The following is a 24,801-nucleotide window of genomic DNA, read 5'->3' as shown; positions in this document are numbered from 1 at the left end:
AGTATAGCAAAGACAAGTAGGTGAAAGACATGTATGCGATCATGATTGTGGAAGATGAAGAGCTTATCCGGCAGGGACTGACTTCCTTAGTGGATTATGAACAGTTTGGAATGACCGTCATCAACCAGGCAGAAAATGGCCGTGAGGCCTGGGAGAAGTTTCAAGAGCAACCAGCCGATATCCTTCTAACTGATATCAATATGCCACAAATGAATGGCTTGGATCTAGCCCATCTCGTCAAAGAGCAATCTCCGTCTTGTCATATCATTTTTTTGACAGGTTATGATGACTTTGAGTTTGCGAGAAAAGCCATTAAGTTAGGTGCAGATGATTATTTACTGAAGCCTTTTTCAAAAGATGATATTGAAGAGATGTTAGCAAAGGTGAAAGGAAAACTTGATCAAGAGCGTAAGAAAGCGCAAGTCGAAGATTTGGTCAGTCATGGTTATTCGACAGACTTGGAAGAAGCCATTCATGCTCGTTTAGCAGATTCCCAGTTAACCCTGAAGGATTTGGCCTATCAACTTGGTTTCAATCCCTCTTATCTAAGTGTATTGATCAAGAAAAAATTGGGACTCCCCTTCCAAGACTACCTCATTCAAGAGCGAATGAAGAAGGCTCAACTCTTGCTTCTCACGACAGATCTAAAGATTTATGAGATCGCAGATCAGGTTGGTTTTGAAGATATGAACTATTTTTCTCAACGCTTTAAGCAGGTTGTTGGGGTGACACCAAGGCAGTACAAAAAAGGAGAGCATGAATGAAACGATACCCCTTGCTGATCCAGCTGGTCCTCTACTTTTTTCTCTTCATTCTCCTACTTTTTGGTCTCATCGGTAGCCTTTACTATCAAACGAGTTCAGGGACGATCCGCCAGCAAACAGAGCGGACGACAAGAAATAGTATCGATCAAAGCAGTCAGTTCATCACCTCCTATCTAAAAAAATTAAAGCAGACCACCACGGTTCTTAGCAAAGAGCAGGCTGTTCGCCAATTTGCCCAAGACAAGAGTGCGAATCAAGAAACGGTTCAACACCTGATGCGAACGATGATTGAAACGGATCCGGACTTGGTCTCAGCAGTCTTAGTGACCAAGGATGGGCGTCTGGTAGCGACAGATTCCAAAATCAGCATGCAGACTTCCTCAGATATGATGAATGAAAGCTGGTATCAAGAGGCGATTAAAGAAAGAGCCATGCCAGTTTTGACGCCAGCTCGAAAGGAATCCTTGACTTCGGAAAAAGAAAAATGGGTGGTTTCTATTACCCAAGAAGTGGTCGATCAGACTGGCCAAAATCTCGGAGTAGTGCGCTTGGATATTGGCTACGATAGCCTTCAGGCTTACTTGGATCACCTTCAACTAGGGAAACAAGGCTTTAGTTTTATCATTAATCAAAAGCATGAGTTTGTCTACCATCCCAAAAAAGCGGTTTATTCTTCCAGTCAAGAAATGCATGCCATGCAGCCCTATATTGCTGTGAAAGATGGTTATGGCAAAGGAGGGGAGAATTTTATCTATCAGGTTCCGATTCCAGATAGCGATTGGACCTTGATTGGAGTGGCTTCACTTGAAGGACTTCAGATGCTACAGTCGCAGCTCCTGTACTCTTTCATTGGTCTAGGATTACTAGCTTTGATCATGTGTTTGATAGGGATCGGCTTTGTTCTGCGTTTGTGGATCAAACCCTTACGAGACCTTCAGACTATCATTTTGAGGATTGGAGCAGGAGATGCTCACGTGAGAGCTGCAACCAAAGGATCTCCAGAATTGGTGGACCTCGCTCAAGCTTTTAATGCCATGTTGGACCAAATCGATCACCTTATGCAACAGGTCAAGGAAGAGGAGCAGAACGCACGGCGTTACGAGCTACGGGCACTTTCGGCTCAGATAAATCCGCATTTCCTCTACAATACCTTGGATACGATTGTCTGGATGGCGGAGTTTAATGATAGTCGGCGCGTGGTCAACATCACCAAGTCTTTGGCCCAATATTTTCGACTGGCTCTCAACCAAGGCCAGGAACAAATCTTACTGAGAGATGAAATTAACCATGTCCGCCAATATCTTTTCATTCAGAAGCAACGTTATGGTGAAAAGCTCAACTATGAAATTCTAGAAGATGAACGGTTGGGCGACTATCAGCTCCCCAAATTAGTACTTCAACCCTTAGTGGAAAATGCGATTTACCATGGCATTAAAGAGATCGATCGGCCAGGTCTCATTCGAGTGACAACTGAAGTCAGTGGAGACTCCGCCTGCGTATCGATTTTTGACAATGGACGAGGGTTTGATCGATCAGAATCAACAGACCAACCCCTTCTTCGTTTAGGAGGTGTTGGCTTGAACAATGTGGACCAACGATTGCATCTTCAATTTGGCGAAGCCTATCATATGGAGATTGATTCTAAGGCCAATAGCTATACGAAAATCACTCTTTATTTGCCCCTTTCATCCGGCAATGAATATTCATAGAGAGGGGGACAGAAATCGGTAATTCGTTAGAATTCGATTTCGTCGTCCCGCCTCCGCACAGTTGAGTAGGGCTGTAAAAGCTGATGAAATCAGCGTAGTAGAGCCCACTCAAGCACTGCGTCTTACTCGACAATCCAAAAACAATTGAGAGGCTAGGACTTCTGTCCCTCTCTCTTTTTGCTCTCAAAGGAATTTCGACTCTTTTCTAGTCAAATCTGACGCAAGTCATCAAATTTATGATAAAATAAAGTGTTACAGTAAATAGATTTTGATGAAGGAACACTATGCGAAAAGAGATTGACCCTGAATTATATAATTACAATAAATTTCCTGGACCTGTCTTTCATCAGGTAGGAGACCAAATCCATTCAGAAAACCTCTCCTTTGAGCTGTTGAAAAATGAGAAGGAAGCATTTGATGCGACCGTTTTTGGTCAGCGATTTTCTGAGATTTTAACTAAGTTTGATTACATTGTTGGTGATTGGAGCAATGAGCAGTTGCGCTTGCGTGGCTTTTATAAGGAAGAGCGCGATGTTGCAACGATGGATAAACTAAGTCGCTTAGACGATTATTTGTTAGAATATTGTAGCTATGGTTGTGCTTATTTTGTCCTTGAAAATAAGGAACCTCATCGTGCTTCCTTTGATAAGAAATCACCGGTCAAAAAAGCTCAATCAGAAGAAAGAGAGCCTAAGAAGCGTTCGCGCAATCGCAAACAAAAAGATCGTTTCCAAAAACGAGAACGCGACAAGGGACAACCAGCCAAAAACTCGAAAAAAACAAGACCGTCTGCTGAGACTAAAAAGACAACGAAGACAGACAACAAACGTCATTTTGTGATTCGACAAAAAGAGGAGTAAGAAAGAATGAAACCATCCATTTATAGTTTAACACGCCAAGATATGATTGATTGGGCGGAAGAGAACGGCGAAAAGAAATTCCGTGCAGCACAAATCTGGGAATGGCTCTATCGCAAACGCGTCCAGTCCTTCGAAGAAATGACCAACCTTTCTAAGGACTTGATTGCAAAGTTAAATGATCAATTCGTCGTCAACCCACTCAAGCAACGAATCGTGCAAGAGTCAGCAGACGGAACGGTTAAGTATCTTTTTGAATTGCCAGATGGCATGTTGATTGAAACCGTCTTGATGCGTCAGCACTATGGTTTATCTGTCTGTGTAACGACTCAAGTAGGATGCAATATCGGTTGTACCTTCTGTGCTTCTGGTTTGATCAAAAAACAACGCGATTTGAACAATGGGGAAATCGTGTCTCAAATCATGTTGGTTCAAAAATACTTTGACGAACGTGGCCAAGATGAACGGGTCAGCCATATCGTTGTCATGGGGATCGGAGAACCATTTGACAACTATAACAATGTCTTGAAATTTATCCGGACGGTCAACGATGACAAGGGATTAGCGATTGGTGCTCGCCATATTACAGTGTCAACTTCTGGTTTGGCTCATAAAATTCGTGACTTTGCAAATGAAGGTGTGCAGGTCAATTTGGCAGTGTCCCTTCATGCTCCAAACAATGACTTGCGCTCTAGCATCATGAAGATCAACCGGGCCTTTCCAATTGAAAAATTGTTTGCGGCGATTGAATACTATATTGAGACTACGAACCGTCGGGTGACCTTTGAGTACATCATGCTCAATGAAGTCAATGATGGAGTCGAGCAAGCCTTAGAGTTGGCAGAATTGCTCAAGAATATCAAGAAATTGTCTTATGTCAACTTGATTCCTTATAATCCTGTCAGTGAGCATGACCAATATAGCCGGAGTCCAAAAGAACGGGTCATGGCCTTCTATGATACCTTGAAAAAACAAGGTGTTAACTGTGTAGTGCGTCAAGAGCACGGTACAGATATTGATGCTGCCTGTGGCCAATTGCGTTCAAATACCATGAAACGGGACCGGGAGAAAGCGATTGTTGAACATGCGCAACCTTAAACAAGGGCTGATGGATCATACAGAACTAACAAAAAGAGGAAGAAGGCTGTTACGGAGTGGCAGCTTCTTCTATTTTATCCTCTTGTGTTTGATGTGTTTTTTGCCCCAACAGCCAGAGCCAGGTATGGAAACACCGGGTATTCAACATTTCGGTCGTATCGTCGTCCTGCTAGTTCCTCTTAATTCGGTGATGAATCTTGGCCAGATTACCAGTGTCCTCCAACTCATTAAGGTCATCCTCCAAAATATAGCCAATATCTTTTTGTTAAGCCCGCTGGTCTTTCAACTTCTCTGGCTATGGCCCTGGTTGAGGAGCCGCAAACGGGTCTTGTGCTTCGGCTTTGCGATGAGCTTGTGGATTGAATGCAGCCAAGTTCTGTTAGATCTCTTGTTTGATGCCAATCGTGTCTTTGAGCTAGATGATTTGTGGACCAATACCTTAGGGGCTTATCTGGCTTATATAGGCTTTCAGTATTTCAGAGCACGATTGCTAGCAAAAAATGGTGAAATGTAAAATCCGAACATTTTAACCACTTTTTAAAATTTTTGTTGACAAAATCAGAAGCGGGAGCTATAATAGCTTCAAGACATCAGAAAAGTAGAGATTTTTCTCACTTCCAGGGAGCTTGTGGTGATTGCGAACAAGCAGTGGTGAATCTTGAAATGGGCTGATGCGTTTATGATAATGAATTTGAAACAATAAAAATTCGGTGAGCACACCTTATCGTGCACCCTGTTGTTAGACAGGTCAGAGATGTAGGAGAAAAAATAGCTTCCTACAATTGAGGTGGCACCGCGGTATCGAATCGTCCTCACACAGATTTTTCTGTGTGAGGTTTTTTGTATCTCAAAGGAACCCAGTGAGACTGCAGCTCAAAGGGCCCGCGAGAGAAAAAGATCATAAACAGGATTGAAGATATAGAAAAGAGGACACAATCATGACAGAAACAAAAGGCTATTTCGGACAATTTGGTGGATCTTTCGTACCAGAACCCATTCAAAACTTGCTCAATCAATTAGAGGAAACTTTTGAACAATATAAAAATGATCCAGAATTTATCGCAGAATACAAACATTATTTGAAAGACTATTCTGGACGGGAAACACCGCTCTACTTTGCGGAAAGTTTGACGGAGCATTTAGGTGGGGCAAAAATTTATTTGAAGCGCGAAGACTTGAATCACCTAGGTTCACATAAATTGAATAACGTTTTGGGGCAAATCCTCTTGGCTAAACGCATGGGCAAAACGCGCGTGATTGCTGAAACAGGAGCCGGTCAACACGGTGTAGCTACAGCAGCTGCGGCAGCTAAGTTCGGTATGGCCTGTGATGTCTACATGGGGGCAGAAGACGTGGAACGCCAACGCTTGAATGTCTTCCGCATGGAAATGATGGGGGCAACCGTCCATGCGGTTGAAACCGGGACTAAGACCTTGAAAGACGCCGTTGATGCTGCGTTTGGAGCATGGATGGCGGATTTGGATGCCTTTTACGTATTAGGTTCTGCTGTTGGCCCTCACCCTTACCCAACCATTGTGCATGAATTCCAAAAGGTAATCAGTGAAGAGTCTAAACGTCAAATCTTGGAAAAAGAAGGTCGTTTGCCGGATTATGTGATTGCCTGTGTCGGTGGTGGCTCTAATGCCATTGGTGCCTTTTCTGAATATGTCGCAGAAGAGGAAGTCGGATTGATTGGGGTAGAAGCAGCTGGACATGGCTTGGACACCGATCAACACGCAGCGACCATGACCAAAGGGACTATCGGTGTGGTTGATGGTATGAAGACCTATGCAGTCTTTGGCGAAGATGGAAAAGTAGCGCCAGTGTACTCGATCTCTGCTGGTTTGGACTACCCAGGGGTTGGTCCAGAGCATGCTTTCTTTAAAGATTCTGGTCGTGTCGAATATGTCGCTGCAACAGATGATGAAGCAGTAGAAGCTCTTCTTCTTCTCAGTAAGACAGAAGGGATCCTCCCAGCTATTGAAAGCTCACACGCGATTGCAGAAGCGGTCAAACGTGCTCCACAATTGGATAAAGACAAGATCATCATCATCAATGTTTCCGGACGTGGGGACAAGGATGTGGCTGCCATCGCCGATTATCTAGAAGCGAAGGCTGCAAAATAAAAAGAATTTATCTGCAAAATATCGTATAAAGCAGTAAAGCGTGATAACTGAGAAAGAGACAGGGAACAAAGGGAATCCGGTCTCTTTCTTTTTTGAGAGCAAAGACGAGAATACCTAAGATGGATGCGATCTGAATGAGAATGAGGATCTTGGTAAAAGAAAAATTGAGCGAAAAGGTGGCGAGTAAGAGAAAATCTCCTGCTCCCATTCCGATAAAGAAAAAGTGAGCTCCGATCGCAAGGAGTAAAAAGACCAGCATGAGGAGATTACCACCGGATAAAAAGAGGACCAGGGAATGGAGACAGCACCAGATGAATAAAGGGTATTCCATAAAGCGAAGGTCATAGATGGCTAAAACGGCAGCTCCCAGTAGTGTTAGAAGTTGAGGCAGGGAAAGGAAACCATTGGCGCAGGCTAAAAAGAGCAGGCCACTCCAGACCTCAAAAAGGCAGTACCAAAATGGGTAGGTCTGATGACAATAGCGGCAGCGAAAGCGATGCAGTAGTTGCGAGATAATAGGGATGAGATCCCAAATGCCAAGGACGTGCTGGCAGTGATCGCAATGACTGCGAGGAGCGAGAATAGATTGGTTTGGGAAACGATCGACAACTAGCCCCAAAAAAGAGGCGATGCAAGTACCGATGGTAAAAAAATAAAAGTTGATCATACTTATTTATTCGTAAAGCAATCAGAAAATTTCATCATTTGCTTGAAAATCTTGTAAAGCCTTTCTAAATTTGATACAATAATGAACATGAAAAACCTGTATGATGTTCAACAATTTTTAAAACGTTTTGGAATCATCATTTACGTAGGGAAGCGCCTCTATGACATCGAATTGATGAAAATTGAGCTTCAACGTCTTTATGATGCAGGCCTGATGGAGCGGCTCGATTATTTAGAAGCCGATACCGTTTTAAGAAGAGAACACAAGCAAGAATTAGAATTTTTGAAAAAGAGTGAGGTAGAGTGATGGGAAATATCATTGTTTGGTTGGTTATTTTAGGAGCATTTGGATGGATGGCGTTTAATTATTTCCGCATCCGTAAAGCTGCTAAATTTGTGGACAATGCAACCTTTGAAGAGCTGATTCGAAAAGGGCAGTTGATTGACTTGCGAGAGCCGGCTGAGTTTCATGCCAAGCATATTTTAGGAGCACGCAACATTCCTTCTACTCAGTTGAAGTTGAGTCTTGCAGCCTTGCGTAAAGATAAACCAATTTTGCTCTATGAAAATAGCCGTAGTTCGCGTGTAACCAATGCGGCTCTCTTTCTCAAGAAAAAAGGTTATACAGACATTTATGTCTTGTCTTATGGTCTTGATTCTTGGAATGGGAAAGTGAAAAAAGACGCCTAATAAAAAAGAGCTCTAACTGCACAAAGTGTGTGGTTAGAGCTTTTTTATCTCGTTTTTTCAAGGAAATCTTTGACCCAAGTGAGCTCTACCTCATTCAAAGGCCGGCTTTCGCCAGGGGCTAACTGAGGATCCAAGGTGAAGGGACCAAAAGACAAGCGTTTTAAGGTCATGACTTTGACGCCAATGGCTAAGAACATCTTTTTCACTTGGTGGTATTTTCCTTCAGAGATTCGGACCTGGGCCTTGCTGTAGCTGGGGCTAGTTTCTAGAATAGTTAAGGAAGCAGGCTTGCAGATAGGGCCGTCCGTGAATGAAATCCCATTCTGAAATTGTTCGATGTGGGCTGCATAAAGCGGACCATTGACTTCTACCTCATAGACCTTCTCCACATGGTATTGAGGATGAAGCAGTTGAAAGCCTAAGGGACCATTATCTGTGATGAGGAGTAAGCCACTCGTATCGCGATCGAGGCGACCAAGCGGATAAAGACCTGGGTACTCTTGCTGAGGGTCCACTAGATAGATCACCGTTGGATGGTGGGCGTCTCTTTTAGCGGTCACTGCACCGATAGGTTTATGGAGCATGTAGTAGTGGTGACGCGGTTCTTGAATGATCCGATTCCCTATTTGGATCTGTTGGAGTCCAGGGTCGACGTTTTGCGACAGTTTTTTAGCTGGTAGGTGATCGACCAAGATTTGCCTTCGGGCTAGAAGTTGTTTGATGTCCTTGCGAGCGTACTGATAGTCTGCCATCAATTGATCTAATCTCATGGGAGCCTCTTTTTCTGAAATTCTTATCATCAGTGTATCATGAAAAGAAAAGGAAATCGAGTCGGAGAAAAGAAATGAAGATGAAAACATTTACAACTAGCTGAACTGTGTTTTTTAAACAGGACTGTGGTATAATTGTTCAGTTAGAAATATTATTTAAAATTTTATAGAGGAAATCATGACAAAATTAAGAGAAGATATTCGTAACGTTGCGATCATTGCCCACGTTGACCATGGTAAAACAACCTTGGTAGACGAATTGTTGAAACAATCGCACACCTTGGATGAACGTAAAGAATTACAAGAACGTGCAATGGACTCAAACGATCTTGAAAAAGAACGTGGGATTACCATTCTAGCTAAAAATACAGCTGTTGCTTATAACGGAACTCGGATCAATATCATGGACACACCAGGACACGCGGACTTCGGTGGAGAAGTGGAACGGATCATGAAAATGGTCGATGGGGTTGTATTGGTCGTTGATGCTTACGAAGGAACCATGCCTCAGACTCGTTTCGTATTGAAAAAAGCCTTGGAACAAGATCTTGTTCCAATCGTTGTAGTTAACAAAATCGATAAACCATCTGCTCGTCCAGAAGAAGTTGTAGACGAAGTTCTTGAACTCTTCATCGAATTAGGTGCGGATGACGACCAATTGGAATTCCCAGTTGTGTATGCATCAGCGATCAACGGAACCTCTTCACTTTCAGACGATCCAGCTGACCAAGAGCACACAATGGCACCGATCTTTGATACCATCATTGATCACATCCCAGCTCCAGTTGATAACTCAGAAGAGCCCCTTCAATTCCAAGTATCCCTACTTGATTACAACGACTTCGTTGGACGTATTGGTATCGGACGTGTCTTCCGTGGTACTGTAAAAGTTGGGGACCAAGTAACCCTTTCTAAATTGGATGGAACGACTAAGAACTTCCGTGTTACCAAACTCTTTGGTTTCTTTGGTTTGGAACGTCGTGAAATTCAAGAAGCCAAAGCTGGAGACTTGATCGCTATTTCTGGTATGGAAGATATCTTCGTTGGAGAAACCATCACACCGACAGACGCAGTTGAAGCTCTTCCAATCCTTCACATCGATGAACCAACGCTTCAAATGACCTTCTTGGTTAACAACTCACCATTTGCTGGTCGCGAAGGAAAATGGGTAACCTCTCGTAAAGTTGAAGAACGCTTGCAAGCGGAATTGCAAACAGACGTCTCTCTTCGTGTTGACCCAACTGATTCACCTGATAAATGGACAGTTTCAGGACGTGGGGAATTGCACTTGTCTATCTTGATCGAAACCATGCGTCGTGAAGGATACGAATTGCAAGTGTCTCGTCCAGAAGTTATTATCAAGGAAATTGATGGTGTCAAATGCGAACCATTTGAACGCGTACAAATCGACACACCAGAAGAATACCAAGGATCTGTTATTCAAAGCCTTTCTGAACGTAAAGGTGAAATGTTAGATATGATCTCAACTGGTAACGGTCAAACTCGTTTGGTCTTCCTTGTTCCAGCTCGTGGGTTGATTGGATACTCAACAGAGTTCTTGTCAATGACACGTGGTTACGGAATCATGAACCACACCTTTGACCAATACTTGCCAGTGATTCCAGGAGAAATCGGTGGACGTCACCGTGGTGCTCTTGTTTCAATCGATAACGGAAAAGCAACCACTTACTCTATCATGTCTATCGAAGAACGTGGTACGATCTTTGTCAATCCAGGTACAGAAGTTTATGAAGGAATGATCATCGGGGAAAACTCTCGTGAGAACGACTTGACCGTAAACATTACGAAAGCAAAACAAATGACTAACGTTCGTTCAGCTACTAAGGACCAAACAGCGGTTATCAAGACTCCTCGTATCTTGACCTTGGAAGAATCTCTTGAGTTCTTGAATGACGATGAGTACATGGAAGTAACGCCTGAATCAATCCGTTTGCGGAAACAAATCTTGAACAAAGCAGAACGCGAAAAAGCAAATAAAAAGAAAAAATCAGCAGCTGCTGAATAATACGGAAAGAAAGGAGAAACAAAATGGTCTATTTTATCTTAGGGATTTTGATTCTCCTTTTTTACCTTTTTATGACCCCAAAAAGTATTCGTGGTACCTTAAACAGTGTCACAATGGTGGTCTTGATCGTCTCCATTATCGTACTGACTTGTCTCGCCATTTTTCAGATATTTCAACTACCGTCTGAGTTTTTTGTCGGTGCCTTTCTCGCCTTTGTTGGCTACCTGGCTTTGGTGGATATTTCCAAAATGACGACCAAACAGAAAAAATAAACGCTGACGTGATTTTTAAAGCCCTTTGGGCTTTTTAATTTTGCTAAAAAAAGGTAAAATAGAGAGTGATAAAAATGGAGCGAAGAAATCATGAAATTTGTGAAACAATTTGAAAATAAAAAGGTTCTTGTATTAGGTTTGGCTAAGTCAGGCGAGTCAGCTGCCCGTTTGTTGGATCGCTTAGGAGCGATTGTGACCGTCAATGATGGCAAACCTTTTGAAGAAAATCCAGCAGCACAAAGTTTACTGGAAGAAGGGATTAAAGTTGTGACAGGAGGTCACCCTCTGGAATTGTTGGATGAAGACTTTGCAGTCATGGTCAAAAATCCAGGAATCCCTTATTCCAATCCAATGGTTGAAAAAGCGCTTGAAAAGGGCATTCCCGTCCTCACTGAAGTAGAATTGGCCTATCTGATTTCGGATGCGCCAATTATTGGGATTACAGGATCAAACGGAAAAACGACGACGACAACCATGATCGGGGAAGTCTTGACGGCTGCAGGCCAAGGTGGTTTATTGTCTGGGAATATCGGTTTTCCAGCTAGTCAAGTTGCACAAACAGCAACAGAAAAGGATGTTCTGGTCATGGAATTGTCTTCTTTCCAATTGATGGGAATTGAAGTCTTCCATCCAGAGATTGCAGTGATTACCAACCTCATGCCGACCCATATCGACTATCATGGTTCTTTTGAAAATTATGTAGCTGCCAAATGGAATCTTCAAAAGAATATGACAGAAAAAGATGTCATTGTCTTGAACTTCAACCAAGACCTGGCCAAGGAACTGGCTACAAAAACCAAGGCAAGGGTCCTTCCATTTTCAACGGTCGAAAAAGTGGATGGGGCTTATTTGGAAGATGGACTTCTCAAGTTTAAGGGAGAAGCTGTCATGCGTGCGGATGAACTGGGCGTTCCAGGAAGCCACAATGTAGAAAATGCCTTAGCAACGATTGCGGTCGCAAAAGTCCGTGGTGTGGAGAATGAGGTCATTAAAGAAACCTTGTCAGCCTTTGGAGGAGTGAAACACCGTCTTCAATATGTGGATGAAATTCAAGGTGTCAAATTCTACAATGATAGTAAATCGACCAATATTTTAGCAACACAAAAAGCCCTTTCTGGTTTTGATAACAGCAAGGTAATCTTGATTGCAGGGGGGCTCGATCGTGGCAATGAATTTGATGAATTGGTGCCTCACATTACTGGCTTAAAGGAAATGGTGATTCTAGGGGAATCAGCTCCTCGAGTGAAACGCGCAGTCGATAAAGCAGGCGTCCCTTATGTCGATGCGGCAGATGTAGCAGATGCTACAAAGAAAGCCTTTGACTTGGCTAGCCCTGGAGATGTTGTGCTACTAAGTCCTGCCAATGCTAGCTGGGATATGTATCCGAATTTTGAAGTGCGTGGGGATGAATTTCTTGCTACAGTAAAAGGGTTGAAATAAGATGAAAAAAATAATGTTTACTGGTGGGGGAACCGTGGGACATGTGACCCTTAATCTCCTCTTGATTCCAAAATTTATCGAAGATGGATGGGAAGTCCATTATATTGGGGACAAAAAAGGAATCGAATACCAAGAGATAAAAAAGTCTGGCTTAGACGTGCGCTTCCATTCAATTGCAACGGGGAAATTGCGCCGCTATTTCTCTTTCCAAAATATGATGGATGTGTTCAAGGTGGCTTGGGGAACGCTCCAGTCCATTGCAATCCTGCTTCGTGTGCGTCCACAAGTTCTCTTCTCAAAAGGGGGATTTGTCTCTGTGCCACCAGTGATCGCAGCTAGATTCACGCGTGTCCCTGTCTATATCCATGAGTCCGATCTCTCGATGGGATTGGCCAATAAAATTTCTTATAAATTCGCCACCAAGATGTACACAACTTTTGAGCAAGCACATGGTTTGACAAAGAGTGCGCATATCGGTGCAGTAACCAAGGTTACAGATCATATTCCGACAACTTCTGAAGAATTAGAAGAAAAAACAAAAGGTTTCCGAAAAGACTTGCCGACCCTTCTCTTTGTCGGAGGATCAGCCGGTGCGCGTGTCTTTAATGAATTTGTGACAGAGCACAAAGCAGAGCTCTTGCAGCACTACAATATCATCAATTTGACGGGCGATTTAACATTGAATCAGGCTGAGGGTGGCTTGTATCGAGTGGATTATGTAACCGATCAGTATTTGCCCATGCTCCAGAAGGCTGATTTAGTGGTGACTAGGGGTGGAGCCAATACCTTATTTGAACTCTTAGCCATGAACAAACTCCACCTGATCGTACCGCTAGGAAAAGAAGCCAGCCGTGGCGATCAGATTGAAAATGCCCAATATTTTGTGGATAAAGGTTATGCAGAGCAATTGCAGGAAGATCAATTAACGCTCGAAACCTTTAATGAAACCATTCAAGAAATGTTGAAGCAAAGCCAAGTCTACCACCAAGCAATGGAAAAATCGACAGAACTCCTTTCACTAGACGATTTTTATGGCCTGCTTCAAAAAGATATCAGTAAGGGAAAAGATGACGGACGACAATAAAAAAACGCCAACGGATGACAAAGTTACAGAATTGTCAGCCTGGCAAAAAAGAAACAAAGAATATTTAGAAAAAAAAGCGCTTGAAAAAGCGGAAGAAGCTGAGACAGAGAAAATTGAAAGCGAAGAAGCAAAAGAAGACGAAGACCTTTCAGAAAAAGAAACAGCTTCCGTCTCAGAGGAAGAATCTGAAGAAATAGAAGAGTCTGAAGAGGAAGATGAATCTGAGGCCGAAGAGGATCCAGATGCGGATGGAGAAAGTTCAGAAGGAGAAGAGGATGATCCGGCTGTAAAGGAGCTAAATCCTTCAGAGAAACAAGAGAAAAAGCCTTCATTTTTTAAAGGCTTAAAGACGAAAAAACCAAAGAAGGAACCGACGGTGGCAAAACGCCATATCTATCGTGCCCTTCCGGTTATCGGAATCAGCTTGATTGTCGCCCTTCTCTCAATCTACTTTTTAAGCCCCTTATCCACACAGAAAGTGATTGAATTTTCAGGGAACAAAGCGGTTGATCAGCAACTCTTGTATGAAAAAAGTCGCATCAAAGAGGAAGATTATACTCTGACGACCTTCCTTCATAAATCGGTCTATGAACAAAATATGAAAACGGCTAGTCCATGGATCAAAGAGGTTCACATGCATTATCAATTTCCTGTGACTTTTAAAGTCAATATCGTGGAACACAAAGTGGTTGCCTATTATGTGACCGGAGAAGACCACTATCCAGTATTGGAAAATGGAGAAGTAGTGGAGACAGTAACTCCAGCTTCGGAATTGCCGTCCTCCTATATTAGCTTAAAATTCTCAGATCGAGAATTGGTTAGACAATTTGTCCAAGAAATGAAGTCTATTTCTTCTTCCATTACTGATAAAATTGTTTCGGTTGATCTGACACCGAGTAAGGTCACCAAGGATCTGGTGACCATCACCATGAAAAACGATAATAAAATCTTGGTGCCTGTTTCCCAAATTACCCGCAAGCTTCCTTATTATAAGGCGATCAGTAAGCAATTAGACGATGATTCCACCATTGATATGGAGGCTGGAGTCTTCAGCTATAGTGAACAATCCATCGCAGATGCCAAAGAGCAAGCTGAAAAAGAAAAGGCTGAAAGTACAGAAAAGCAAGAAGAACATTCTGAGGAAGCAAGCCAAGAACAGAATCAAGAACAGAATCCAGAAGGAGAAAATTCTTCTGGGAATGAGTAAAGCCCATAAATTATCTCAAATAATTGAAGAAAAAATGTCCATTTTAGGCTTCTTTGTGATATAATGAAGTTTGGATAGTTCCAACTAAAAGGGCTATAAATAGATGTAAAGTGAAAACAAATAAAGAGAGAGGACTGGTGTAATGGCTAGAGACGGCTTTTTTACAGGTTTAGATATCGGTACTAGTTCAATAAAAGTATTGGTGGCAGAACATGTCAATGGAGAAATGAATGTAATTGGAGTCAGCAATGCAAAAAGTGCTGGCGTCAAAGATGGAATTATAGTAGATATCGAAGCTGCTTCAAATGCAATTAAAAATGCAATCAGCCAAGCTGAAGAAAAAGCAGGGATTTCAATCAATCTAGTCAATGTTGGGTTGCCTGCAAACTTACTACAAATCGAAGCAACTCAAGGAATGATTCCAGTCACAAGTGATTCGAAAGAAATCACAGATGCAGATGTTGAAAATGTTGTCAAATCTGCACTCACAAAAAGTATGACACCGGATCGTGAAGTAATCACCTTCATTCCTGAGGAATTCACAGTTGATGGTTTCCAAGGAATCCGCGATCCACGCGGAATGATGGGGATCCGACTTGAAATGCGTGGCCTTCTTTATACAGGACCTCGTACAATCTTGCACAATTTGCGTAAAACTGTTGAACGTGCAGGCTTACAAGTTGAAAACATCATCATTTCACCGCTTGCGATGATCAAAACAGTCTTGAATGAAGGCGAACGTGAATTCGGAGCAACGGTGATCGATATGGGTGGTGGCCAAACAACGGTGGCATCTGTTCGTAGCCAAGAACTTCAATTTACAAATATCTACCAAGAAGGTGGCGATTATGTTACCAAAGATATTTCTAAAGTATTGAAAACTTCTCAAAAATTGGCAGAAGGCTTGAAGTTCAACTATGGTGAAGCCTATGTGCCATCTGCTGGAAACGAAGTCTTCCATGTAGAAGTCATCGGTGAAGTAGAGCCAGTTGAAGTGACTGAGAAGTACTTGGCTGAAATCATTTCAGCACGTATCAAACACATCTTTGAGCAAATCAAGCAAGACCTTGAGAGAAGACATCTGTTGGATCTTCCTGGTGGAATTGTGATTATCGGTGGAGGAGCGATCCTTCCTGGTGTTGAGGAATTGGCTCAAGAAGTCTTTGGTGTAAATGTGAAATTGTTTGTTCCAAATCAAATTGGAATTCGCAATCCAGCTTTTGCCCATGTAATTAGCTTGTCTGAATATGCAGGCAATTTGACAGATGTGGATATTATTGCTCAAGCTGCGGTTCATGGAGACGAAGTCTTGCGTCAACAACCGATTCAATTTGATCGTCCAGTGCAACCACAAGTACAACCACAACCTGCTGCTCCAGCACAACCGGTAGTACCTGCATACAATGCTGAGAAGATTGAATCTCCAGTGGATGCTCGAGAAATTCCAGCAGCAAGCAATGATAGCAAACAAGAACCAAAAGCTACATTCACAGACCGAATGAAAAATTTGATCGGTAATATGTTTGATTAAGGAGTGTAAGTATTTATGACATTTTCATTTGACACAGCAGCGGCACAAGGTGCAGTAATTAAAGTAATCGGTGTCGGTGGCGGTGGCGGTAACGCCATCAATCGTATGATTGACGAAGGCGTTGCCGGTGTAGAATTCATCGCGGCTAATACAGATGTTCAAGCACTTTCAAGTGCAAAAGCTGAAACAGTTATCCAATTGGGTCCAAAATTGACTCGTGGATTGGGTGCTGGAGGTCAACCTGAAGTTGGTCGTAAGGCAGCTGAAGAAAGCGAAGAAGTGTTAACAGAAGCTTTGCAAGGTGCAGACATGGTCTTCATCACTGCAGGGATGGGTGGAGGATCTGGTACAGGTGCTGCACCAGTCATCGCTCGTATTGCCAAAGCTGTAGGTGCTTTGACAGTAGCCGTTGTGACTCGTCCATTCGGGTTTGAAGGTTCAAAACGTGGCAACTTCGCTATAGAAGGGATCAACGAACTTCGCGAACATGTAGATACATTGTTGATTATTTCTAATAACAACTTGCTTGAAATTGTAGACAAGAAGACACCGCTTCTTGAAGCTTTGAGTGAAGCAGATAACGTTCTTCGTCAAGGTGTTCAAGGGATCACTGACTTGATCACAAGTCCTGGATTGATCAACCTTGACTTTGCAGACGTGAAGACTGTTATGGAAAACAAAGGGAATGCCCTCATGGGTATTGGTGTTGGTAGCGGTGAAGAACGCGTTATCGAAGCGGCTCGTAAAGCCATTTACTCTCCACTTCTTGAAACTACAATTGATGGTGCAGAAGACGTGATCGTCAACGTAACAGGTGGTTTGGATATGACATTGATCGAAGCTGAAGAAGCTTCAGAAATTGTGAACCAAGCTGCAGGTCACGGAGTGAATATCTGGTTGGGTACATCTATTGATGAATCTCTTAAAGATGAAATCCGCGTGACGGTTGTTGCAACTGGTGTCCGTCAAGACAAGGTAGAACGCGTTAGCGGAATTGCTTCCTCACAACGTCCTTATAAAACAGGACCACGTGAACAACGCCCACAAGCTGCACCATTTGACCGTGAATTTGATTTGAAACAAGATGTTGAATTGCCAACAACTCCAAGTCGTCCAGCGGTAGAACCAAACCGTGGCTCAGCCTTTGGTGATTGGGATATTCGTCGTGAGAATATCGCCCGCCAAACTGAACCAACATCAACACATCAAGTTGATCGTTACGTAGATTCATCTTCAGATGATGATGAATTGGAAACACCACCATTCTTCCGGAATCGTTAATCATGAATCTGGTAGAGAATGCTGATCTTGTTCGGCAACAAGTAGAAACAGCAAGAAACAAAGCTAACCGTCAAGATCAAGTTAATGTGATAGCTATCACCAAGTATGTGGATGTTGCTACAACAGAAGCACTGGTGAAAACAGGTATCCAACATATCGGTGAAAATCGTGTCGATAAATTCCTAGAAAAGTATCAAGCTCTAAAAGAGTATGATCTCACTTGGCACTTGATTGGGAGCCTCCAACGGCGGAAAGTAAAAGATGTGATTAATCTCGTCGATTACTTTCATGCCTTGGATTCGGTGAAACTGGCTCAAGAAATTCAAAAGCGAGCAGAACACCCGATCAAGTGTTTCCTCCAAGTGAACATTTCTGGTGAAGAAAGTAAGCATGGATTTGCACCCGATGAACTGGATGATGTTTTAGCGGAAATCGCACAGCTGGACAAAATTGAAATTGTTGGTTTAATGACGATGGCTCCTTTTGAGGCTAGTCAAAAAGAGTTGCAGGATATTTTTTCAAAAACTCACCAACTTCAGAAACAACTAGAAAAGAAACAATTAAAAAATATGCCTTTTTCAGAACTAAGTATGGGTATGAGTCGTGACTTTGAAGTAGCCATTGCGAACGGAGCGACTTATGTTAGAATTGGGACATCATTTTTTAAATAGGAAAGAACTATGTCATTAAAAGATAAATTTAACAACTTTATTGACTACTTCACAGAAGACGGTGAAGAAGTAGAAGTTCGCGAGGCAAAAGCAGCTGGGGCGGAAACTCAACCAGTTCCACAGCCACAGCCGACTCCTCAAGTGACTTCTCCACGTCCACAGATTAGTCAAAGAGAACCAGTAAAACCAAAACCGACTCCTGTCGCACATGTTACGACTCCAGTGTCTACAGCGGCAGTGAAGGAACCTGTTCCAACAACGAAAAATACATCTGAAAATATTACTCGCTTGCATGAACGTCAACGTGAATTGGCTGCTAATCGTGCGAATACAGATGAAAAGATTACCATTGATGTACGCTATCCCCGCAAATACGAGGAAGCGACTGAAATTGTTGATCTATTACTATCTAATGAGAGTATCTTGATTGACTTCCAATATATGACAGAAGTACAAGCACGTCGTTGTTTAGATTATTTGGATGGGGCTCGTTATGTTTTAGCAGGAAATCTTCGTCGTGTTGCAAGTACCATGTACTTGTTGACTCCAATTAATGTAGTCGTTAACATTGAAGATATCCGCCTTCCAAATGATGTGGAAGTGACAGAATTTGACTATGATATGAAACGTAATCGTTAAGATGATTATCTTTCAATACTTATCAAATATCATTCAAATCTATTCCATCATTCTTGTCATCTATGCCTTACTATCTTGGTTCCCTGGGGCACCTCAGAGTACTCTTGGACAAATGGTTCACCGCCTAGTTGAACCATTTTTGAGCCTTTTTAGAAAGTTACCATTGCAGTTTGGGGGCTTGGATTTTACAGTTCTAGTAGCACTTTTGGTCTTGAACTTGATGAATCAGTTATTAGCCCGCTTGTTCCTATTTTTGATTGGATAGAATATGATGGGACAGACAGAGATTTATCAACATTTCAATCGCGAAGATCACGAATTCATTGATCGCTGTATTGAATTGTCTGAAAGAGTGGTGGAACGCTATTCTGTTGAGGTGACGGGTTTTTTAAACCCTCATCAGGTCACTATTTTACGAAATGTTGCGGCAAGCTACCAATTACAGGTCTTTGCTTCCAGTGATGAGCAGAAAATGGAGTATGCCAAGGTTATTGTTGCTCCGGATTATTACCAATTGGATCCAAGTGACTTTGATCTGGCCCTATTGGAAATGGTCTATGCTTCAAAATTTCATCACTTGACCCATTCCCAGGTACTGGGGACCATTGTTCACCAATTGGGTGTGGAGCGCAAGTCCTTTGGAGATATTCTGACGAGTGATGGAAAGATCCAAGTATTTGTTGAACAGCGTTTTGTTCCCTATTTCATGGATCACATCCAGAAAATTTCTCGGGTACCTGTTAAGCTGAGGGAAGTTCCTCTATCTGAACAAATGATCATAGAGGAAGAAAGCCAGCAGCGAGATATTCTCGTGTCGAGTTATCGGTTAGACAAGGTGATTGCTGGGACCTTCAAGCTTTCGCGCTCACAAGCTAGTCAGTTGATTAGTTCTGGTCTAGTGAAAGTTAACTATGCGACTACTTCCAATGTTAGCTATGCTGTAGGTCTGAATGATTTAGTTAGTGTCCGACGCTTTGGGCGTCTTAAAATTGTTTCTGAAAATGGTATTTCAAAGAGTGGAAAATATAAAGTAACTGTTGAAGTACTCTTAAGTAAAAAATGAGGAGGAGTTATGGCTCTTACTGCTTTAGAAATTAAAGATAAAACTTTTGGCGTTAAATTTAGAGGGTATGATGCGAACGAAGTAGAAGAATTTCTAGATATCGTTGTTCGCGATTATGAAGATCTTGTTCGTTTAAATCATGATCAAGAAGCAAAAATTCAAGCTCTTGAAGAACGCTTAAACTATTTTGATGAAATGAAAGATTCATTGAGTCAATCTGTTTTGATTGCACAAGATACTGCGGAACGTGTGAAACAAGCCGCTAACGAACGTTCTGAAAATATTGTTCGTCAAGCTGAACAAGATGCACAACACTTAGTAGATGAAGCAAAACAAAAAGCAAATGAAATCCTTCGTCATGCAACGGATAATGCCAAGAAGGTTGCCGTTGAAACAGAGGAATTGAAGAACAAGACACGCGTCTTCCATCAACGTTTGAAATCAACAATCGAAAGCCAATTGAGCATTATCGATACACCTGAATGGGATGAAATTCTTCGTCCAACAGCTATGTACATTCAAACAAGTGATGAAGCTTTCCGTGAAATTGTGGAGAAAGCTTTGGGTGAATCAGTTCACCATCATCATGCAGAAGATGATAACATTGATTTGACTCGTCAATTCTCTCCAGCTGAAATCGAAGAATTGCAAAAACGCATCGAAGCTGCTAATTTAGAATTGGGTGCAACACAAGCGTTTGAAGGTTTGAATGAAAAAGTTCAATCCGCTTTAGAAGAAGCAGAGCACGCTCGTCATGAAAATGAAGAAGTTGTTGCGGTTGAAGAAACTGTTCAACCTGAAGATGATGTAAGACGTGAATCTGTCAATATTTTATAATTTTGTAAAAACAGGTCCATTAATGATAGATCTAGCGAGCAGATGATGGTGGAAGATCTGCACTCCCTCTTAATGGATGATCCTTTTACAGTATTCGTTCTGAACCCTTGAGTAAGAACGGACGTTTCCCTCGTTACGGGATGAGAGGAGAAGGTCGCTTGCGACTTCTCGAACAAAGGTGGTACCACGAGCAATCGTCCTTTTTAGGATGCTCGTGTTTTTTTTTATAGCTTTTAAATCAATAAGGAGACACAATGAAACTCAAAGAAACATTGAATCTTGGAAAAACAGCTTTTCCAATGCGGGCTGGGCTTCCAACGAAGGAACCAGTTTGGCAAAAAGAATGGGAAGATGCAAAATTGTATCAACGCCGTCAAGAGTTGAATGAAGGGAAACCGCATTTTACACTACATGATGGCCCTCCCTATGCCAACGGAAATATTCACGTAGGGCATGCCATGAACAAGATCTCAAAAGATATCATTGTTCGTTCTAAGTCTATGTCAGGGTTTTACGCACCTTATATCCCAGGTTGGGATACCCATGGTTTGCCAATTGAGCAAGTCTTGGCTAAACAAGGTGTGAAACGTAAAGAAATGGACTTGGTTGAGTATTTGAAACTCTGCCGTGAATACGCTCTTTCTCAAGTAGATAAACAACGCGAAGACTTTAAACGCTTAGGTGTTTCAGGTGATTGGGACCATCCTTATGTAACCTTGACGCCTGACTATGAAGCAGCACAAATCCGCGTCTTTGGTGAAATGGCCAATAAAGGCTATATCTACCGTGGGGCTAAGCCAGTTTACTGGTCTTGGTCTTCTGAATCAGCTCTTGCTGAAGCGGAAATTGAATACCATGATTTGGTATCAACATCTCTTTACTATGCGAACAAAGTTAAAGATGGTAAGGGTGTCCTAGATACAGATACCTACATCGTTGTTTGGACAACAACTCCATTTACGGTTACAGCTTCTCGTGGATTGACGGTGGGTGCAGAGTTTGATTATGTCGTAGTGAAGCCTGCTGGATCTGACCGCAAGTACGTCGTAGCATCTGAGCTCTTGCCAAGCCTTTCTGAAAAATTCGGTTGGGAAAATGCTGAAGTCCTTGCGACTTACCAAGGAAAAGAATTGGACCATATCGTTACAGAACACCCATGGGATCCTGAAGTGGATGAATTGGTGATCCTTGGTGAGCATGTAACCCTCGATTCAGGTACTGGTATCGTCCATACCGCTCCTGGTTTTGGTGAGGATGACTACAATGTAGGGATTGCCAATGGCCTCGAAGTTGCTGTTACTGTTAACGAACGCGGAATCATGATGGAAAATGCTGGCCCTGACTTTGCTGGTCAGTTCTATGACAAGGTTGTTCCAACCGTTATCGAAAAACTTGGCGATTTGCTCCTTGCTCAAGAAGAAATCTCTCACTCCTACCCATTTGACTGGCGGACGAAAAAACCAATCATCTGGCGTGCCGTGCCACAGTGGTTCGCTTCTGTATCAAAATTCCGTCAAGATATCTTGGACGAAATTGAAAAAGTGAAATTCCACTCAGAATGGGGGAAAGTGCGTCTTTATAACATGATTCGTGACCGTGGTGACTGGGTGATCTCTCGTCAACGTGCCTGGGGTGTGCCTCTTCCAATCTTCTACGCAGAAGATGGAACACCGATCATGACGGCTGAAACCATCGAACATGTTGCACAACTCTTTGAAGAACATGGTTCCATCATCTGGTGGCAGCGTGAAGCGAAAGACCTCCTGCCAGAAGGATTTACGCATCCGGGTTCACCAAATGGCGAATTTACAAAAGAAACAGATATCATGGACGTCTGGTTTGACTCCGGTTCATCATGGAATGGTGTTGTGGTTAACCGTCCAGAACTCAAATATCCAGCAGATCTTTATCTTGAAGGGTCAGACCAATACCGTGGTTGGTTCAACTCATCACTCATCACCTCTGTAGCTAACCATGGTGTCGCACCATACAAACAAATCTTGTCTCAAGGTTTCGCCTTGGATGGGAAAGGTGAGAAGATGTCTAAATCACTTGGAAATACCATTGCTCCAAGTGATGTTGAAAAGCAATTTGGTGCTGAAATCTTGCGTCTCTGGGTAACCAGTGTAGACTCAAGTAATGACGTGCGTATCTCAATGGATATCTTGAGCCAAGTTTCTGAAACTTACCGCAAGATCCGCAACACTCTTCGTTTCTTGATTGCTAACACATCTGACTTTAACCCAGCTGAGGATGCCGTGGCTTACGAAGAACTACGTTCAGTTGATAAGTACATGACTATCCGCTTTAACCAACTTGTTAAGACCATTCGTGATGCTTATGCAGACTTCGAATTCTTGACAATCTATAAAGCCCTAGTGAACTTTATCAACGTTGATTTGTCTGCCTTCTACCTTGACTTTGCCAAAGATGTTGTTTACATCGAAGGAGCTAAGTCACTTGAACGCCGTCAAATGCAAACGGTCTTCTATGACATCCTTGTGAAAATCACCAAACTTTTGACACCAATCCTTCCTCACACTGCGGAAGAAATCTGGTCATATCTTGAGTTTGAAGCCGAAGATTTTGTTCAATTGTCAGAATTACCAGAAGCTCAGACTTTTGCCAACCAAGAGGAAATCTTGGATACCTGGTCAGCCTTCATGGACTTCCGTGGTCAAGCTCAAAAGGCCTTGGAAGAAGCACGGAATGAAAAAGTGATTGGTAAATCACTTGAAGCTCACTTGACAGTTTATCCAAACGAAGTCGCGAAAACACTTCTTGGAGCTGTTGATAGCAATGTTGCTCAACTCTTGATTGTTTCTGAATTGACTATCGCAGAAGGCTCAGCGCCAGAAGGTGCAGTGACCTTTGAAGATGTAGCCTTCACAGTTGAACGTGCAGCTGGTGAAGTTTGTGACCGTTGCCGTCGCATCGATCCAACAACGGCTGAACGTCACTACCACGCAACCATCTGTGATCACTGTGCAAGCATCGTCGAAGAGAACTTTGCGGACGCAGTCGCAGAAGGATTTGAAGCTAAATAAAAGCCATTATAAGAAGTTCCATAAAGGAACTTCTTTTTTAATGGCTAGAATGGTGTAGAGATTCATCCATTAAGGAAATAAAAAAAGTAAGGCAAATTGGCCTTACTTTGTAATTGGAAAGGAAATTTCAATTAGTTTATCGGAGTAGAGGGTTTTAATAGTGGATTGGTCAATGATTTGAAGATCAATCTTACGTTTTAAAAAGAACTCACGAATTTTTTCTACTTCAGTTTCACGAATAGCTCGGTGTTTGTTACTGATCAATAATTCATAGTGTGTTGGGGCCTGTGTAAAAACAACATCGGTATTGCCCGCAGAATAAACCTCGACAAGCAAGGCGTCAGTGCTGGCAAGTTGGCTTTTGACCAGTGCAGCATGACTATTTGTGGTATTAATGAGCTTCATATGAGTTCCTCCTAACCTCTATCTTCATTTATTATAGCACTTTTTTATTTTTTGTGAAAGAATTCCTTTATTTTTTGTGGGTATTTTTCCACTGTTCAATGCCCCATTTGTGACTGCCACGTTTAAGTTTTTCAATAGCTTCATCTACAGGAAACCAAGCAAGATTGTTAAAATCTTCCAGTGGTTTTTGAGCCTCTGTATAGTCTACCACTTCATAAATATAGGCAGGATTGTAGTAGTAGGTGTCGCGATGACTGGAATAGAAATACTCATCTGCTTGGCCATAGTATTGCCCTAAAACAGCGGTAAAGCCTAATTCTTCGATCAGTTCCCGTTTCAGAGCTTGCAAGTGATCTTCACCTGCCTCGATTTCCCCGCCAGGTAAGAACCAAGCCCCATTTGGAGCTTGAACGAGGATGATCTGATCCTTGTCCTTATTGGGAATAACAGCGTAGACACCATAGCGATTGACGTAGGTCACGTCTTGTTTCTTATCACCAAAACTAGGAATGGTCATGCTTTTCTCTTTTCTTATTTTTTTATCATTATAACATATTTTTTAGCAAAAATCTGGAGGAAAAAAGAAAGAGAGTGGGACAAAAGTCCTAGCCTCTCAAT

General features: G+C 42.4%; 25 protein-coding genes and 1 other annotated feature. Of the genes, 21 read left to right on the top strand and 4 right to left on the bottom strand.

The annotated features are described in order from the left end of the window. Positions 1 to 29 precede the first annotated feature (29 nt). From HMPREF2832_RS01050 to trpB, 6 genes are all read left to right on the top strand, one after another. On the top strand, positions 30 to 764 hold the full coding sequence (locus HMPREF2832_RS01050) for a response regulator transcription factor (protein ID WP_049498344.1): 735 nt from the start codon (positions 30 to 32) through the stop codon (positions 762 to 764). Then, the gene (locus HMPREF2832_RS01045) at positions 761 to 2,473 is read left to right on the top strand and encodes a cache domain-containing sensor histidine kinase (protein ID WP_049498346.1); all 1,713 of its coding nucleotides are present in this window, start codon (positions 761 to 763) and stop codon (positions 2,471 to 2,473) included. The genes HMPREF2832_RS01050 and HMPREF2832_RS01045 overlap by 4 nt, the downstream gene beginning before the upstream one ends. A 284-nt stretch (positions 2,474 to 2,757) precedes the next feature. After that, entirely contained in the window at positions 2,758 to 3,333 is a 576-nt protein-coding gene (locus HMPREF2832_RS01040; RefSeq protein ID WP_003011853.1) for a YutD family protein, read from the top strand. 6 nt (positions 3,334 to 3,339) lie between these two features. Continuing rightward, complete coding sequence (gene rlmN / locus HMPREF2832_RS01035) at positions 3,340 to 4,428, top strand: dual-specificity RNA methyltransferase RlmN (RefSeq protein WP_003005918.1); 1,089 nt, start codon at positions 3,340 to 3,342, stop codon at positions 4,426 to 4,428. Further along, positions 4,415 to 4,942 carry a VanZ family protein gene (locus tag HMPREF2832_RS01030; protein ID WP_049498348.1) on the top strand — a complete coding sequence of 176 codons (528 nt, stop codon included), beginning with the start codon at positions 4,415 to 4,417 and terminating at the stop codon, positions 4,940 to 4,942. Before rlmN ends, HMPREF2832_RS01030 begins: the two co-directional genes overlap by 14 nt. A gap of 67 nt (positions 4,943 to 5,009) precedes the next feature. Next, positions 5,010 to 5,245, top strand: a binding site (T-box leader). A gap of 121 nt (positions 5,246 to 5,366) precedes the next feature. Next, a complete protein-coding gene (gene trpB / locus HMPREF2832_RS01025; protein WP_003017923.1) occupies positions 5,367 to 6,554 on the top strand; it encodes a tryptophan synthase subunit beta in 1,188 nt (395 codons plus the stop codon). Between the two features lie 7 nt (positions 6,555 to 6,561). On the opposite strand, the gene HMPREF2832_RS01020 is transcribed toward trpB, so the two are convergent. Beyond that, the gene (locus HMPREF2832_RS01020) at positions 6,562 to 7,221 is read right to left on the bottom strand and encodes a prepilin peptidase (RefSeq protein ID WP_070505290.1); all 660 of its coding nucleotides are present in this window, start codon (positions 7,219 to 7,221) and stop codon (positions 6,562 to 6,564) included. Positions 7,222 to 7,308: 87 nt separating this feature from the next. Here HMPREF2832_RS01020 and HMPREF2832_RS01015 point away from each other — a divergent pair, with 87 nt between their 5' ends. Beyond that, positions 7,309 to 7,527, top strand: coding sequence for a YqgQ family protein (locus tag HMPREF2832_RS01015; protein ID WP_003017930.1), 219 nt, complete (start codon positions 7,309 to 7,311; stop codon positions 7,525 to 7,527). Continuing rightward, on the top strand, positions 7,527 to 7,910 hold the full coding sequence (locus HMPREF2832_RS01010) for a rhodanese-like domain-containing protein (protein ID WP_021152760.1): 384 nt from the start codon (positions 7,527 to 7,529) through the stop codon (positions 7,908 to 7,910). Before HMPREF2832_RS01015 ends, HMPREF2832_RS01010 begins: the two co-directional genes overlap by 1 nt. Positions 7,911 to 7,954: 44 nt before the next feature. Here HMPREF2832_RS01010 and HMPREF2832_RS01005 read toward each other — a convergent pair whose 3' ends face one another. Continuing rightward, on the bottom strand, positions 7,955 to 8,680 hold the full coding sequence (locus HMPREF2832_RS01005; protein ID WP_070505289.1) for a 16S rRNA pseudouridine(516) synthase: 726 nt from the start codon (positions 8,678 to 8,680) through the stop codon (positions 7,955 to 7,957). A gap of 178 nt (positions 8,681 to 8,858) precedes the next feature. Between HMPREF2832_RS01005 and typA the strand changes: the two genes are divergently transcribed. The 13 genes from typA (at position 8,859) to ileS (ending at position 23,778) form a co-directional block, all read left to right on the top strand. Then, positions 8,859 to 10,706 carry a translational GTPase TypA gene (gene typA, locus HMPREF2832_RS01000; RefSeq protein WP_070505288.1) on the top strand — a complete coding sequence of 616 codons (1,848 nt, stop codon included), beginning with the start codon at positions 8,859 to 8,861 and terminating at the stop codon, positions 10,704 to 10,706. Between the two features lie 23 nt (positions 10,707 to 10,729). Next, positions 10,730 to 10,978 carry a DUF3165 family protein gene (locus tag HMPREF2832_RS00995; protein WP_004219693.1) on the top strand — a complete coding sequence of 83 codons (249 nt, stop codon included), beginning with the start codon at positions 10,730 to 10,732 and terminating at the stop codon, positions 10,976 to 10,978. Positions 10,979 to 11,068: 90 nt separating this feature from the next. Then, a complete protein-coding gene (gene murD, locus HMPREF2832_RS00990) occupies positions 11,069 to 12,418 on the top strand; it encodes a UDP-N-acetylmuramoyl-L-alanine--D-glutamate ligase (RefSeq protein WP_070505287.1) in 1,350 nt (449 codons plus the stop codon). Position 12,419: 1 nt separating this feature from the next. Next, positions 12,420 to 13,502, top strand: coding sequence for a UDP-N-acetylglucosamine--N-acetylmuramyl-(pentapeptide) pyrophosphoryl-undecaprenol N-acetylglucosamine transferase (locus HMPREF2832_RS00985; protein ID WP_049498356.1), 1,083 nt, complete (start codon positions 12,420 to 12,422; stop codon positions 13,500 to 13,502). Beyond that, positions 13,486 to 14,709: a cell division protein FtsQ/DivIB gene (locus tag HMPREF2832_RS00980; protein ID WP_070505286.1), complete on the top strand. Its 1,224-nt coding sequence runs from the start codon at positions 13,486 to 13,488 to the stop codon at positions 14,707 to 14,709. The genes HMPREF2832_RS00985 and HMPREF2832_RS00980 overlap by 17 nt, the downstream gene beginning before the upstream one ends. Positions 14,710 to 14,851: 142 nt before the next feature. Next, a complete protein-coding gene (gene ftsA, locus HMPREF2832_RS00975; RefSeq protein ID WP_049498360.1) occupies positions 14,852 to 16,240 on the top strand; it encodes a cell division protein FtsA in 1,389 nt (462 codons plus the stop codon). 15 nt (positions 16,241 to 16,255) lie between these two features. Continuing rightward, positions 16,256 to 17,521, top strand: a complete 1,266-nt coding sequence (gene ftsZ / locus HMPREF2832_RS00970; RefSeq protein WP_049498361.1) for a cell division protein FtsZ — start codon at positions 16,256 to 16,258, stop codon at positions 17,519 to 17,521. Between the two features lie 2 nt (positions 17,522 to 17,523). Beyond that, positions 17,524 to 18,192 (top strand): YggS family pyridoxal phosphate-dependent enzyme, encoded by a 669-nt coding sequence (locus HMPREF2832_RS00965; protein WP_049498363.1) that lies wholly within the window; start codon positions 17,524 to 17,526, stop codon positions 18,190 to 18,192. 9 nt (positions 18,193 to 18,201) lie between these two features. Then, positions 18,202 to 18,831, top strand: a complete 630-nt coding sequence (locus HMPREF2832_RS00960) for a cell division protein SepF (RefSeq protein WP_049498364.1) — start codon at positions 18,202 to 18,204, stop codon at positions 18,829 to 18,831. Position 18,832: 1 nt separating this feature from the next. Next, positions 18,833 to 19,096 (top strand): YggT family protein, encoded by a 264-nt coding sequence (locus HMPREF2832_RS00955; protein WP_070505285.1) that lies wholly within the window; start codon positions 18,833 to 18,835, stop codon positions 19,094 to 19,096. Positions 19,097 to 19,102: 6 nt separating this feature from the next. Next, positions 19,103 to 19,894, top strand: a complete 792-nt coding sequence (locus HMPREF2832_RS00950; protein ID WP_080979003.1) for a YlmH family RNA-binding protein — start codon at positions 19,103 to 19,105, stop codon at positions 19,892 to 19,894. A gap of 9 nt (positions 19,895 to 19,903) precedes the next feature. After that, entirely contained in the window at positions 19,904 to 20,731 is an 828-nt protein-coding gene (locus tag HMPREF2832_RS00945; RefSeq protein ID WP_049498368.1) for a DivIVA domain-containing protein, read from the top strand. Positions 20,732 to 20,985: 254 nt separating this feature from the next. After that, complete coding sequence (ileS, locus tag HMPREF2832_RS00940) at positions 20,986 to 23,778, top strand: isoleucine--tRNA ligase (protein WP_070505284.1); 2,793 nt, start codon at positions 20,986 to 20,988, stop codon at positions 23,776 to 23,778. Positions 23,779 to 23,880: 102 nt separating this feature from the next. On the opposite strand, the gene HMPREF2832_RS00935 is transcribed toward ileS, so the two are convergent. Together HMPREF2832_RS00935 and HMPREF2832_RS00930 are read right to left on the bottom strand one after the other, a co-directional pair. Continuing rightward, positions 23,881 to 24,183: a DUF1827 family protein gene (locus HMPREF2832_RS00935; RefSeq protein WP_049498372.1), complete on the bottom strand. Its 303-nt coding sequence runs from the start codon at positions 24,181 to 24,183 to the stop codon at positions 23,881 to 23,883. A gap of 67 nt (positions 24,184 to 24,250) precedes the next feature. Continuing rightward, the gene (locus HMPREF2832_RS00930) at positions 24,251 to 24,700 is read right to left on the bottom strand and encodes an NUDIX hydrolase (protein WP_049498374.1); all 450 of its coding nucleotides are present in this window, start codon (positions 24,698 to 24,700) and stop codon (positions 24,251 to 24,253) included. Positions 24,701 to 24,801: the final 101 nt, after the last annotated feature.

The organism is Streptococcus sp. HMSC073D05, assembly GCF_001812015.1.
GTDB classification, from domain to species: Bacteria; Bacillota; Bacilli; order Lactobacillales; family Streptococcaceae; genus Streptococcus; species Streptococcus parasanguinis_D.
This window is presented reverse-complemented; position numbering and strand designations above follow the sequence as displayed.

Coding starts and splice junctions, on each gene's coding strand:
- HMPREF2832_RS01015 (WP_003017930.1), top strand. CDS start 7,309: ATGAAAAACCTGTATGATGTTCAACAATTTTTAAAACGTTTTGGAATC.
- HMPREF2832_RS00980 (WP_070505286.1), top strand. CDS start 13,486: ATGACGGACGACAATAAAAAAACGCCAACGGATGACAAAGTTACAGAA.
- HMPREF2832_RS01045 (WP_049498346.1), top strand. CDS start 761: ATGAAACGATACCCCTTGCTGATCCAGCTGGTCCTCTACTTTTTTCTC.
- HMPREF2832_RS01020 (WP_070505290.1), bottom strand. CDS start 7,221: ATGATCAACTTTTATTTTTTTACCATCGGTACTTGCATCGCCTCTTTT.
- rlmN (WP_003005918.1), top strand. CDS start 3,340: ATGAAACCATCCATTTATAGTTTAACACGCCAAGATATGATTGATTGG.
- ileS (WP_070505284.1), top strand. CDS start 20,986: ATGAAACTCAAAGAAACATTGAATCTTGGAAAAACAGCTTTTCCAATG.
- HMPREF2832_RS00945 (WP_049498368.1), top strand. CDS start 19,904: ATGGCTCTTACTGCTTTAGAAATTAAAGATAAAACTTTTGGCGTTAAA.
- HMPREF2832_RS00985 (WP_049498356.1), top strand. CDS start 12,420: ATGAAAAAAATAATGTTTACTGGTGGGGGAACCGTGGGACATGTGACC.
- typA (WP_070505288.1), top strand. CDS start 8,859: ATGACAAAATTAAGAGAAGATATTCGTAACGTTGCGATCATTGCCCAC.
- HMPREF2832_RS01005 (WP_070505289.1), bottom strand. CDS start 8,680: ATGAGATTAGATCAATTGATGGCAGACTATCAGTACGCTCGCAAGGAC.
- trpB (WP_003017923.1), top strand. CDS start 5,367: ATGACAGAAACAAAAGGCTATTTCGGACAATTTGGTGGATCTTTCGTA.
- HMPREF2832_RS01040 (WP_003011853.1), top strand. CDS start 2,758: ATGCGAAAAGAGATTGACCCTGAATTATATAATTACAATAAATTTCCT.
- HMPREF2832_RS01010 (WP_021152760.1), top strand. CDS start 7,527: ATGGGAAATATCATTGTTTGGTTGGTTATTTTAGGAGCATTTGGATGG.
- murD (WP_070505287.1), top strand. CDS start 11,069: ATGAAATTTGTGAAACAATTTGAAAATAAAAAGGTTCTTGTATTAGGT.
- HMPREF2832_RS00955 (WP_070505285.1), top strand. CDS start 18,833: ATGATTATCTTTCAATACTTATCAAATATCATTCAAATCTATTCCATC.
- HMPREF2832_RS01030 (WP_049498348.1), top strand. CDS start 4,415: ATGCGCAACCTTAAACAAGGGCTGATGGATCATACAGAACTAACAAAA.
- ftsA (WP_049498360.1), top strand. CDS start 14,852: ATGGCTAGAGACGGCTTTTTTACAGGTTTAGATATCGGTACTAGTTCA.
- HMPREF2832_RS00960 (WP_049498364.1), top strand. CDS start 18,202: ATGTCATTAAAAGATAAATTTAACAACTTTATTGACTACTTCACAGAA.
- HMPREF2832_RS01050 (WP_049498344.1), top strand. CDS start 30: ATGTATGCGATCATGATTGTGGAAGATGAAGAGCTTATCCGGCAGGGA.
- HMPREF2832_RS00930 (WP_049498374.1), bottom strand. CDS start 24,700: ATGACCATTCCTAGTTTTGGTGATAAGAAACAAGACGTGACCTACGTC.
- HMPREF2832_RS00935 (WP_049498372.1), bottom strand. CDS start 24,183: ATGAAGCTCATTAATACCACAAATAGTCATGCTGCACTGGTCAAAAGC.
- ftsZ (WP_049498361.1), top strand. CDS start 16,256: ATGACATTTTCATTTGACACAGCAGCGGCACAAGGTGCAGTAATTAAA.
- HMPREF2832_RS00965 (WP_049498363.1), top strand. CDS start 17,524: ATGAATCTGGTAGAGAATGCTGATCTTGTTCGGCAACAAGTAGAAACA.
- HMPREF2832_RS00995 (WP_004219693.1), top strand. CDS start 10,730: ATGGTCTATTTTATCTTAGGGATTTTGATTCTCCTTTTTTACCTTTTT.
- HMPREF2832_RS00950 (WP_080979003.1), top strand. CDS start 19,103: ATGGGACAGACAGAGATTTATCAACATTTCAATCGCGAAGATCACGAA.